At 58.5% G+C, this 12,730-nt stretch carries 7 protein-coding genes; 1 reads left to right on the top strand and 6 read right to left on the bottom strand.

Annotated features, from left to right (window positions below):
- Window positions 1–79: 79 nt before the first annotated feature.
- Complete coding sequence (gene hemL / locus EKN38_RS10250; RefSeq protein WP_014830702.1) at window positions 80–1,360, top strand: glutamate-1-semialdehyde 2,1-aminomutase; 1,281 nt, start codon at window positions 80–82, stop codon at window positions 1,358–1,360.
- 94 nt (window positions 1,361–1,454) lie between these two features.
- Here the strand turns inward: hemL and fhuB are convergent, their stop codons facing one another.
- The 6 genes from fhuB to hrpB all read right to left on the bottom strand — a co-directional run bounded on the left by fhuB (window position 1,455) and on the right by hrpB (window position 12,719).
- Complete coding sequence (fhuB, locus tag EKN38_RS10245; RefSeq protein ID WP_014830701.1) at window positions 1,455–3,437, bottom strand: Fe(3+)-hydroxamate ABC transporter permease FhuB; 1,983 nt, start codon at window positions 3,435–3,437, stop codon at window positions 1,455–1,457.
- Window positions 3,434–4,327, bottom strand: a complete 894-nt coding sequence (gene fhuD / locus EKN38_RS10240) for a Fe(3+)-hydroxamate ABC transporter substrate-binding protein FhuD (RefSeq protein ID WP_014830700.1) — start codon at window positions 4,325–4,327, stop codon at window positions 3,434–3,436. Before fhuD ends, fhuB begins: the two co-directional genes overlap by 4 nt.
- The gene (gene fhuC, locus EKN38_RS10235; RefSeq protein ID WP_014830699.1) at window positions 4,327–5,124 is read right to left on the bottom strand and encodes a Fe3+-hydroxamate ABC transporter ATP-binding protein FhuC; all 798 of its coding nucleotides are present in this window, start codon (window positions 5,122–5,124) and stop codon (window positions 4,327–4,329) included. Before fhuC ends, fhuD begins: the two co-directional genes overlap by 1 nt.
- A gap of 50 nt (window positions 5,125–5,174) precedes the next feature.
- The gene (gene fhuA / locus EKN38_RS10230; protein WP_014830698.1) at window positions 5,175–7,385 is read right to left on the bottom strand and encodes a ferrichrome porin FhuA; all 2,211 of its coding nucleotides are present in this window, start codon (window positions 7,383–7,385) and stop codon (window positions 5,175–5,177) included.
- A gap of 231 nt (window positions 7,386–7,616) precedes the next feature.
- Window positions 7,617–10,145 carry a bifunctional glycosyl transferase/transpeptidase gene (gene mrcB, locus EKN38_RS10225; protein ID WP_014830697.1) on the bottom strand — a complete coding sequence of 843 codons (2,529 nt, stop codon included), beginning with the start codon at window positions 10,143–10,145 and terminating at the stop codon, window positions 7,617–7,619.
- Window positions 10,146–10,289: 144 nt separating this feature from the next.
- Window positions 10,290–12,719, bottom strand: a complete 2,430-nt coding sequence (hrpB, locus tag EKN38_RS10220; protein WP_014830696.1) for an ATP-dependent helicase HrpB — start codon at window positions 12,717–12,719, stop codon at window positions 10,290–10,292.
- Window positions 12,720–12,730 lie beyond the last annotated feature (11 nt).

The following is a 12,730-nucleotide window of genomic DNA, read 5'->3' as shown; positions in this document are numbered from 1 at the left end:
GGGGCAAAAATTTCATTACCTTTCGCTGATCACTTAGAATAGTGTGCTTAATCATTTTATACGAACCAGGAACGACGCCATGAGCAAGTCTGAAAACCTCTACAGTGCAGCCCGCGAGCTTATCCCGGGCGGCGTGAACTCGCCTGTTCGCGCCTTTACCGGCGTAGGCGGAACGCCGCTGTTTATTGAACGTGCTGATGGCGCGTACCTGTTTGATGTCGACGGCAAGGCCTATATCGATTACGTCGGCTCCTGGGGCCCGATGGTGCTGGGTCACAACCACCCCGCCATCCGTAATGCAGTGATTGAAGCGGCCCAGCGCGGCCTGAGCTTCGGCGCGCCTACCGAGATGGAAGTCAAAATGGCGGAGCTGGTGACCGAGCTGGTGCCAACCATGGATATGGTGCGTATGGTGAACTCCGGTACCGAAGCCACCATGAGCGCTATCCGTCTGGCGCGCGGCTTTACCGGTCGCGACAAAATCATCAAGTTTGAAGGCTGCTACCACGGCCATGCGGACTGCCTGCTGGTGAAAGCGGGCTCCGGCGCACTGACCCTTGGCCAGCCAAACTCCCCGGGCGTACCGGCTGATTTCGCGAAACACACCCTGACCTGCACTTATAACGATCTGAACACCGTTCGTGCGGCATTCGAGCAGTATCCACAGGAGATCGCCTGCATCATCGTTGAACCGGTTGCGGGCAACATGAACTGCATTCCACCGCAGCCCGATTTCCTGCCGGGCCTGCGCGCCCTGTGCGATGAGTTTGGCGCGCTGCTGATTATCGACGAAGTGATGACCGGTTTCCGCGTCGCGCTGGCGGGTGCCCAGTCTTATTACGGCGTTGAGCCGGATCTGACCTGTCTCGGCAAAATCATCGGCGGCGGTATGCCGGTGGGCGCATTCGGGGGGCGCAAGGATGTGATGGAAGCCCTGGCACCAACGGGGCCGGTTTACCAGGCGGGTACGCTCTCCGGTAACCCGATTGCCATGGCGGCGGGCTTCGCCTGCCTGACAGAAGTCTCCCAGCCGGGCATCCATGAAACCCTGACTGATCGCACGACGCAGCTGGCAAATGGTCTGCTGGAAGCGGCTGAAGAGGCGGGTATTCCGCTGGTGGTGAACCACGTGGGCGGGATGTTCGGGATCTTCTTCACGGAAGCCCAAACCGTGACAAGCTATCAGGACGTGGTGAAGTGCGACGTTGACCGCTTCAAGCGTTTCTTCCACCTGATGCTGGAAGAAGGCGTCTACCTGGCGCCGTCAGCATTTGAAGCCGGCTTTATGTCCGTGGCGCACAGCGAAGAGGATATCAATAACACCATCGACGCGGCGCGTAAGGTGTTTGCGAAGTTGTAAGCACGTGCGGCGTGACGCCCTCACCCCGGCCCTCTCCCACAGGGAGAGGGAGCAAACCCTAAAACGTCAATCTTAGGATTGACGTTTACTTTTATTACCGACTCTGCTTTCTCAACAGATAAATAAAATACGGCGCGCCGATAAAGGTCGACAGCAGACCCGCCGGGATCTGATACGGGAACAGCACCATTCTTCCGCACCAGTCCGCCACTACCAGCATTACCCCGCCCGTCAGGGCAGACATCACGATATGCGGTATCGTCCTGCGGAATCCCATCATTCTGGCGATATGCGGCGCCATCAACCCGACAAAACTCAGTGGGCCAATGGTCATGGTGGCTGTGGCCGTCAGGCACGCCGCCAGCAGTAACAGCGCGACGCGCGTTGGCGTTAACGCCATGCCGACCGCACGTGCGGTTTCGCCCCCCAGCGGCAGGATCGTCATCCAGCGGCGACACAGGGGCACAATCGCCAGCAGCACGATCATCACGATCCCGGAATGCACCACCTGACTGCCGGTGGCGTTGTACGTTGAGCCGGAGATCCAGGTCAGGATCTTCGCCATCCGCGGATCGCCGCTCGCCTGCAGCATCATCAGCAGCATGGTAAAGGCGGTGCTGAGCGCCATCCCGGCCAGCAGCATCCGGTGAGGCGAAAACCCGCCGCGCCCGGAGGCAATCAGGATGATCATCAGCGTCACTGCCGCCCCGATGCTCCCGGCAGGCATCAGCCAGCCAAAGGCATTTCCCGGCACCAGGAACAGCATCAGCACCACGCCAAATGCGGCTCCCGAACTGATACCCAGCACTTCCGGGCTGGCCATCGGGTTGCCGGTCAGGCGCTGGATAATACAGCCCGCGACCGCCAGCATTACCCCGGCAATCAACGCCGAGAGGATACGCGGCCAGCGCCACTGCAGCAGTTCCTGGAGCAAATCGCCCGTTGCCCAGTGCCAGCCCACCGCATCGCGCCCGAAAGCAAGCGCGACGAACGAGACGATGATCAACACCGCCAGACCGGCCAGGCTGAACCACAGCACCGACTGACGCTCAGCATAAACTTTATCCCCCGCGTCCATCGCGGGAGCACTCATACTGCGCAGGCGTGGCAACAGCCACAGCAACAGCGGCGCGCCAACCAGTGCCGTTACCGACCCGGTAGAGACTTCCATCCAGACACGCGCCAGCCAGAGAATGATTTGATCGGAAAGCCAGAGGATCAGCGCCCCAATCAGCGGGGCCAGCAGCAGTCGCGCCAGCAGGCGACGCGCACCGAGCATTTTGGCCAGCAGCGGGGCAAACAGTCCGATAAAGCCGATAATCCCAACCGCATTAACCAGCAATGCGCTGAGGACAATCGCCAGCGTCAGCGCCGCCAGACGCGCCAGGGAGAGCGCCAGCCCCAGATTGCGGGCTACGCCGTCATCCAGCCCCATCAGCGTCAGCGGACGTAACAGCAGTAGCGTCAACATGGCGCCGCCAACGAGCTGCGGCCACAGGCGCTGCACAATGCTCCAGTCGGTCTGGGTCAGCGTACCGGTACTCCACAGGAACATGCTTTGCAGCTGATCGTGATGGAACAGCACCAGCAGCTGGTTGATTGCCCCGCAGTACAGGCTGACGACCAGCCCTGCGAGGATCAGCGTCACGGGCGAGAGACGTTTCCCCCAGGCCACGCCGAAGACCAGCGCGCCGACCACGCACGCGCCCGCAAGCGCGGCAAACTGCGAGGTTAACGCGCCAGGCAGTGCCCACAGCGTGGTCACCGTGATCCCAAGCTGGGCACCGGTCGCGACGCCAAGCGTTGTAGGCTCGGCCAGCGGGTTACGCAAAACCTGCTGGAACAGGACGCCCACCAGCCCTAACCCGGCTCCGACCAGCAGCGAAATCGACAGACGCGGCAGCAGGCTGTAGTGGAACAGCATTTGCTGAATATTATCGATATCCGGCGTAGCCAGGGCCGCGCCCCACTGCCCGCGCGGTAAGGCGGTCGAGAGGTTAAACCAGGTCAACGCCAGCGCGGTCAGGAAAATCAGAGCCAGCAACAGCGCCGGGAAACGGGCAATACGCGTACTCATGCTTTTCCCCCCAGCGCGCTATCCAGCACCCGGGCGAAGTGCATGGCCGACAGCGTCGCGCCGTAGAACCAGACCGCCGGTGCACGCGTAAAGCGTTGCTCACGCACGAACGGCATCGCCTGCCACAGCGGTGTCGCCATCAACGCCTGCATTTCACGCTCGTTGCCGTGATCGAAGCACAGCACGTCCACATCGCGGAACGCCGCCAGACGGTCGATACCGACGGCGGTGCTGCCCCAGAAGGTCATCTCCCCTTCCCAGGCATTACGAATACCAAAACTATCGAGCACTTCCTGGAAAAGGCAGTTTTTACCGAACACCAGCATATGGCGCGCATCCAGCAGCGTCACCATCAGCAGCGGGCGGTCTCCGCGATGGGCAAAACGCGGCTTCAGGGAGTCAATCAGAGCATCAAACTCAGCGAAATGTTGTTTGGCTTCCGCCTCACGATTGAGGAAATGCGCCATCTCGTTGATGGAGTTTTTCGCCATCGTCAGCGGTTTTTTTCCGTCACTGAAGGAGAACCCCCGCCCAGGCGCAATACGCGCCATTGTCTCTTCTGACGGGCCATACCCCGCAGACCAGAACAGAAATGACGGCTTCATCTGCGTCAGCAGCTCAAGGTTAGGCTCCGTTCGCAGACCAATATCAATGACCGAATCGGGCAGCGCCGGCTCGTTCACCCACAGCCGGTAGTTGGGAATATCGGCGACACCATACGGCGTGACGCCCAGTGCCATCATCAGTTCAACAGGTAACCACTCCAGCGCCACAATACGGTGCGGATCGACGGCAGCCGCTGCCCGCGCGAGGTTCATCTTTAACAGCAGCGGTGAAAGTGCCATGGCCGTCAGCAGGCGGCGGCGGCTCAACAAAGTAGAATTCAGCATCAGTAAACAAAGCTCACCGGAGCAGCCCCACCAGGATGAGGCAGGATCCCCATGGGAATACCGTAAATGTGTTCCAGGGTTTCACTTCGCATCAGTTCCGACGGTGTCCCCTGGGCAATCATCTCCCCGCCGCGAAGTGCGACAAGATAATCGCAGTAGCGCGCCGCCATGTTGATATCGTGCAGGACCGCGATAACCGTCAGGCCACGCTGCTGGCTCAGGCGGTGCACCAGCGCAAGCACATCAACCTGATGAGCGATATCCAGTGCGGAAGTTGGTTCGTCGAGCAGCAGGCAGCGGCTGTCCTGCGCGACCAGCATCGCAATCCATGCTCGCTGACGTTCACCCCCGGAAAGGCTGTCGACCAGACGGTGCGCCAACGGCTTTAATCCCACCAGCGCAATCGCCTCTTCCACTTTCTCTCTGTCGGCAACACCGAAGCGCCCGAGCGCGCCATGCCACGGATAACGCCCGATCGCCACCAGCTCACGCACCGTCATCCCTTCCGCCTGGGGCAGTTGCTGCGGTAGATAGGCGACTTTGCGCGCAAAGGCTTTACTGCTCCAGCTCTCCAGAGGCTGTTCATCCAGCAAAATATCCCCTTCTGAAGGCGGCTGATGACGGCCCAGCATTTTCAGTAACGTCGATTTACCGGAACCATTGTGACCAATCAGGCCGGTAACTTTACCTGCGGGGAACGTCAACGAGAGCGGGTGCAGCAAGGTGCGCCCGGGAACACGAAAGGAGAGTTGATTGAGCGTAAAAGTGGTGTCGGAGTGCGTTTTATTGTCCTGCATATCAGCCAACTTAAATAAAAAGGGCACGGCGAACCGTGCCCGAAGAGAGATTAGAAGCGGAAGGTCGCGGTGGCCACAACCTGACGTCCAGCTCCCCAGTAGCATGCGTACTCGCTATAGCAACTGGAAACGTACTCACGGTCAAAGATATTGTTCACGTTGACGCCAACTGAAGATCCCGGCAGCCCAAAGCGCGCCAGATCGTATTTCACTGTCGCATCCGCCAGCGCGTAACCCGCGACGTTAAACGATTCGTAGGCTTTCGGAGACGTTGAGGAGTAGTAGGAAACGGTGTTGCCGATATAACGCGCACCCGCCCCCAGCGTCAGACCGCTCAGTGCCGTCTCGTGGAAGGTGTAATCCGCCCACAGAGAGGCCATGTTACGCGGCACTTCCGCCGGGCGACGACCTTCATACCAGGTATCGTGTGTGTATTTTGCATCGGTGAAGCTGTACGAAGCCGTCACGTTCACGTTGGCTGATACGGCCGCTTTCGCTTCCAGCTCAACACCACGGGAACGAATTTCGCCCCCTTGCACGCTGAAGCCGCTGGTCGGGTTAGCCGGATCGGCCGTCAGATTATTGTTTTTGGTCAGCTGATACACAGCGGCCGTCACCACCACAGGCAGATCTTTCGGTACGTATTTCACACCGGCTTCATATTGCTTGCCGCGCGCCGGATCGAACGGTTTTCCGCCCTGAGTGGTGCCCGAAATCGGTTCGAATGATTCGCTATAGCTGAAGTACGGCGTGATACCGTTGTCGAACAGGTAGTTAATCCCGCCGCGCCAGGTGAATGCCTGATCGTTAATTTCCGCGGTAGAACCGGTAGTACGGGTCAGCGCAGAGGTTTTCGCAAAGTCATAGCGGCCACCCATTGTGAGTACCCACTTATCCCACTCAGCTTGATCCTGCGCGTACAGGCCGGTTTGCTCCTGACGATTAAGCACTTTGTACAGGTAGTAAACGTCGACGTTCGGATTGCCATACGCAGGCTTTGTCATGCTGATCGGATCGGCAGTACCGTAGTCTGCGTTGATATCATTACGCATACGAAGGTAATCGACCCCGGTTAACAGGGTATGATCCACGGCACCGGTCGCAAATTTTGACTGGAGCTGAGTATCAACGGTGAACGAGTTGAGATCTTCGTCTGAACGTACATACGCGCGGCTGATTTGCGCCGGAGCGATATAGCCGTTGCCGTAGACGGAACGATAAAGGGTGTTGATTTTGGTGTAGCGCAGGTTTTGACGCAGGGTAAAGGTGTCATCAAACGCATGCGAGAAGCTGTATCCCACCATTTTCTGGCGACGGGAGATCTTATTGTCTTCCTCGCCTTCGTTAAAATCGGTCGGCAGCTTGTGCGCTTTTCCGTTGGCATCATAGTAAGGCACAACGGTCCCTTCCCGCGGCAGCCAGCCGTAATAGCCCGCGTCCGGATCGCTCTGGAAGTTGCTCAGGAAAGTGAAATCGGTTTTGTCGTCAGGACGCCAGCTGAAAGCAGGTGCAATGGCATAGCGAGTGGATTTGACCATCTCCTGCTGCGCATTTTCACTACGACCCAGACCGGTCAGGCGGTATGACCACACGCCGTCATCATCAATCGCATCGCTGAAATCAAACCCGGTCTGCCACAGGTTATCGGTGCCCATCTTGAACTGAATTTCTTTCAGCGGCTCAGTGGTCGGTCGCTTGCTGACCATGCTCACAACACCGCCCGGATGGCTTTTGCCGTACAGTACAGACGTTGGGCCACGCAGCAGTTCCACGCGCTCAAGGAAGTACGGATCCATGGACGCTTCAGAATAGTTATCGCCCTGCAGCTTCATCCCATCGAGATACTGGTTGGTATTCACGGTACTGGAAGTGGTGAAACCACGAATCGACACCACATCATATGTCGTTGAGGCGCCGCGGGTGGCAAAAACGCTCGGCGTATAAGCCAGCGCTTGCTTGACCGTTCCCGGCTGCTTCATGTCAATTTCTTCACGCGTAACGACGGAAATCGACTGCGGCGTCTTTTCTATAGGTGTATCGGTCTTGGTCGCCGTCGCGGTTCGTTTCGCCGCAATCGTTGGTGCAGGCCCCCAGGCACTTTCCTGTGCAGCCGGAGCGGCAGTGACAGTGATGGTTTCTTCTTTTTTCGGGGTTTCGGCAGCATGGGTATAAGCAGACATGCCGGCAACCGCTGTGGCTACGACAACTGCGATTTTACGCAGCGACGTGTTAATTGGCTGAGCAGTATTGGAAAGCGCCATGGTGTATCTCTGATGGAAAAGTGAATGATAACGTAAACGAGAATTATTATTATGACCGCAGCATAATAGGCGAAACGTTGGCCGTATAGCAAGCAGTAAGCGGCCCTACGAGAATTAAGGGTTTAAGAAATAACCAGGAGAAAACGAAGGGTTAATCAGAATTAAAACGAGGGTTAATAAAATGGGGAAAACGGGTAAAAAAATCCCCCCTTTCGGGGGGATCTGGAACAGTTAGTTACCGCCGAACATATCTTTAATCCAGCCCGCGACACCGTCGCTGTCTTTCTTCTCGTTCTGCTGCTGCGGCTGTTGTTGCTGCTGCGGCTGCTGAGGCTGAGAAGACTGGTCGAACGGGTTGCCCGTCGGCTGCTCTGGCTGGCTCTGCTGGCACAGGGAGTCCGGGTTGGTGGTCCAGACAGGCAAGGTACGCATACCGCCGCCACAGACAAAGTTTCCGGAACTGTCCACGCCCATATCCACGATATCTTCCGGTGCAACCAGATCCAGCGGCACCGGAGACTGATTCGCCAGATAACGCTGGTAAATCGACATCGCCCCGCTCGCACCATACAGTTTGGTTGGCTGGTTGTTATCGCGGCCCACCCAGGTGATCACCACTTCACGACCATCAATACCGGCAAACCAGGTATCGACGTTATTGTTGGTGGTCCCGGTTTTACCCGCCAGATGCAGGCCCGGATACTTCGCACCCAGTTGACGGCCGGTACCACGTTGCACAACCTGCTGCATCGTCCACAGCGTCATATAGGCTGCCTGCGCCGGAACGGCACGTTCCGCCTGTGGGAAGCTCTGGTACAGCACGGAGCCATCTTCGGCGATCACCGAACGCAGGGCTGACAGCGGTGCACGGTTACCGCCGCTGGCAATGGTCTGGAACGCCTGTGCCACTTCGATTGGCGTCAGGTTTAACGCCCCCAGGATCATGGCTGGTACAGGGTGCAGCTGATCTTTGGCGACGCCCAGTTTCTGCCAGGTGTCGACAATCGCCGGCAGACCCAGCGCCATCCCCAGGTTTACCGTCGGCACGTTCATGGAGCGGGTCAACGCATCCACCAGCATTACCTGGCCGCTGAACTGTTTATCATCGTTCTGCGGTGACCAGACCTGGCCGTTAGGCTGACGCAGGGAGATCGGCGCGTCGGCAATCCAGGTATTCAGGCGATACAGATTTGGCTGACTCAGGGCAGTGAGATAGGTTGCGGGCTTCGCCAGTGAACCGATCGAACGGCGCGCCTGCATAGCACGGTTGTAGCCTGCAAACTGCGGCTCAGCCCCGCCCACCATCGCACGGACTTCACCCGTGTTACGGTCAACCACCACCATCGCGGTTTCCAGATCGCTCAGCTTACGCTGTTTCTTCAGCGCCGGAATGCCCTCAACGGCCGCTTTTTCTGCCGCATCCTGCGCCACGGAGTCAAAGGTGGTAAAGATCTTCACGCCGGAGAGATCTTTCACTTTATCACCGAGCTTGCTCTGCAGCTCCTGACGCACCAGCTGCATAAACGCAGGCTGAGGCGAGATCACACCGCCGCGCGGCTGCACGCCAAGCGGACGTGCGCTCAGCATGTCGTACAGCTCCTGGTCAATCACCTGCTGTTGTTGCAGCAGACGCAGCACCAGGTTACGACGCTCCAGCGCCAGTTTCGGGTTACGCCATGGGTTATAAATGGACGCCCCTTTCACCATGCCCACCAGCAGCGCCTGCTGATCAAGGCTCAGCTCCTCCACCGGGCGGCCAAAGTAGTACAGGCTCGCCAGCGGGAAGCCGCGGATTTCGTTATCACCGCTCTGACCGAGATACACCTCGTTCATATACAGCTCAAGGATACGATCCTTGCTGTAACGCGCGTCCATCAGCACGGCCATGTACGCTTCGTTGGCTTTACGCCAGTAAGAGCGCTCGCTGGAGAGGAACAGGTTCTTCACCAGCTGTTGGGTAAGCGTACTCGCCCCCTGCACGGTACGTCCGGCAGTCAGGTTAGCCAACACCGCACGGCCAATGGAGTAAAGGCTGATACCATCGTGCTCATAGAAGTGACGGTCTTCGGTAGCCAGCAGGGTGTCCACCAGCAGGTCCGGGAAACCGTTACGGGCGACGAACAGACGCTGTTCACCGTTCGCCGAAGAGAGCATGGTGATAAGACGCGGATCGAGACGGAAGAAACCGAACTGGCGGTTGTTATCCATGTTCTCGATGGTTTCCAGACGATCGCCGTCAAAGGTCAGACGCGCACGCACCTGCCCCTCTTTGCTGTCCGGGAAATCGAACGGACGGCGGATCATCTCAATGGTTTTCGCCTGCACGGTAAATTCGCCAGGACGCGTCATTTTCGACACCTGACGATACTGGGTGGCTTCCAGCAGTTTCACCATCTCGTTCTTACTGATCGACATGTCGGGCTCAAGGTTCACCATGCGGCCATACACCGCCGCAGGCAACTGCCAGACTTTCCCGTCGATACGGCTGCGGATCTTCTGATCCAGATAAACGCCGTAGATCGCCATCAGCACAACAAAAACAATGAACAGCTTCAGCAGCAGCCAGAACCAACCGCGTTTGCCCCGAGGCTTACGCCCTTTGCCTTTTCCTTTACGCGGCATCGGTTCTTCATCCTCATACTCGTCTTCATAGTCATCGTCATAGTCCTCATCTCTGAGGCGACGACGGCTCACCTTTTCTTTCGCCGGACGCGTTGGTTTTCCCTTACGCCCAATTGGCTCGCGGTCATTCCCCGCCATGCTTTTTCTCCGCAACGTTCAGGCGCAAAGGCCCGATTCTCATTTCTTCCACTGACCTGTGAAAGAAGAAATCTCTCAAAATTGCTTTTCTCCCTCTCCCTGTGGAAGAGGGTCGGGGTGAGGGCATCAGGCCGCACTCCCCTTTTACGAATATTTCTTCGTCCGCCGTGTCGGCGCCGTATTCGCCGGATCGTCCGGCCAGACATGTTTGGGATAACGCCCTTTCATCTCTTTTTGCACTTCACGGTAGCTCCCCGCCCAGAATGCGCCCAAATCGCGGGTGATCTGCAGCGGGCGATGCGCAGGTGACAATAGCTCAAGCACCACGGGCACGCGCCCCTCGGCGATAGACGGCGTGGTCGCCTCACCAAACATCTCCTGCATCCGCACCGCCAGTGCCGGAGGATTATCCTCGTGATAACGAATGGCAATCCGGCTGCCGGTCGGCACAGTGTAATGCCCAGGCAGTTCACTATCCAGACGTTGACGTAACGACCAGTCGAGTAAATTCTGTAACGCCACCTTAACATCAAGCGCTTTCAGCGCCCGCAGCGAGTGTACACCGCTCATTTGCGGCAATAACCAGGTGTCCAGAGACGCAAGTAACGTGTCGTCATCCACCGCCGGCCAGGCATACTCCGGCAACCAGCGTGCGGCACAGTGCAGACGAATACGGTACTGCTCGGCCTCCGGTGTCCAGTTCAGAACACCTAATCCTTTTTCCCGGATACCGTTCAGCATCGCCTGGTGCAACTCCTCTTCCGACGGCTTTGCCAGCGGCTTCGTCCCCATGGTCAGTTTACCTATCTGACTACGACGAAATGCCTTCAGGGTGCCCTGCACATCATCCCACTCAACGATGTCGGACTGCTGAAGCAGTTGCGGACACGCCCGCGTGAGGGCATCAATATCCACAGCCACGGCCTGCAAAATACGGGCATCAGGAGAGTGGCTACCCTGCAGTAAGAGCGGCGCAATCAGCCATTCATGGCGCGTCAGGGCGTCATCGCTGTCCAGCATAGCACCCATGCCGTTTGCCAGTTGATAACGTCCATCCAGCCCGCGACGACGCGCGATCCTGTCGGCAAACGCCTGCGCCAGCAGGGGCGCAATGCTGTCAGCGTCCGGCGTACCACCACGGCTGTTAAGCCGTTTACAGAGTTGCTGCGCGCGCTGCTGCCAGTTCCCCTGATTGCGCGAAAAGGCCTGGGCCAGATCAGAATTTGCACCACGAGGCGGCTCCTCAAGGATAGCCGCCAGTTTTGCCGCCGTGGCAATTTCATCATCGCCCTGCGCGGCCACCAGCATCGCCGCCAGCCGGGGATCGTTACCCAGCGCGGCCATTTTCTGCCCGCGCGATGATAACCTGTCGCCGTCCAGCGCGCCTAACTGAGTCAGTAAGGCGCGCGCCGCCGCCAGGTTTACCGCCGGGGGCATATTGAGCCAGGTCAACTGTGCGGGATCGGGGCAGCCCCACTGCAACAGTTCCACGATCAGCCCCGAAAGATCGCTTTGTAAAATTTCCGGCGTGCTCTGCACAGCCGCGCGTTCGGCCTGTTCTGGGCTGATGAGATGCAAACAGATGCCAGGCTCAAGACGCCCGGCACGGCCAGCACGCTGAACCATTGACGCCTGGCTGATGCGTTGCGTCAGCAGTTTCGTCAGCCCGGTACGCGGGTCAAAACTGGCTACTCTCTCCTGGGCGCTGTCCACCACCAGGCGAATGCCTTCGATGGTCAAACTGGTTTCGGCAATATTGGTGGCCAGTACCACTTTACGCTGCCCCGTCGGCGCGGGAAGGATGGCCTTGCGCTGGTCACTCAACGACAGTGCGCCGTAGAGCGGGCAGAGCATTACGTCGCTGCCCACGCGGGCGGCGAGCTGCGCCTGCACCCGCTGGATTTCGCCAACGCCCGGCAAAAACAGCAGCAGCGAACCGGATTCCTGACGCAGCAAGTCGGCAGTGGCGATAGCCACCGCTTCATCGAAACGCTGATGGGCAGGAAGCGGCTGATAGCGGCGCTCAACCGGAAACGCACGCCCTTCGGAGGTGATGACCGGCGCATCCGGTAACGTCTGCTGTAGCCGTTCGTTATCCAGCGTGGCCGACATGATGAGCAGTCGAAGATCGTCCCGTAACCCCTGCTGGACATCCAGCAACAGCGCCAGCGCCAGATCCGCCTGCAGGCTGCGCTCGTGGAATTCATCCAGAATCACCAGCCCGATGCCGGTCAGTTCCGGATCGTTTTGCAGCATACGGGTGAGGATCCCTTCAGTCACCACTTCAAGCCGTGTAGACGGGCCAACGCAGGTTTCGGCGCGCATACGGTAGCCCACCGTTTCGCCCGGTTTTTCATTCAGCAGTTCCGCCAGGCGCTGTGCCACGTTGCGTGCGGCCAGTCTGCGCGGCTCCAGCAGGATAATCTTCCCGCTGATAATACCTGCGTTGAGGATGTGCAGCGGTAACCAGGTGGACTTACCGGCACCCGTAGGGGCGTTAAGTAAAACCTGCGGGGCATCCTGCAAGGCAGCGAGCAGTTCAGGAAGGACGACGGCGACCGGCAATGAGGACACTAACAGCTCCA

It is taken from the genome of Enterobacter sp. WCHEn045836 (assembly GCF_003965585.1).
Taxonomy (GTDB): domain Bacteria; phylum Pseudomonadota; class Gammaproteobacteria; order Enterobacterales; family Enterobacteriaceae; genus Enterobacter; species Enterobacter dissolvens.
This window is presented reverse-complemented; position numbering and strand designations above follow the sequence as displayed.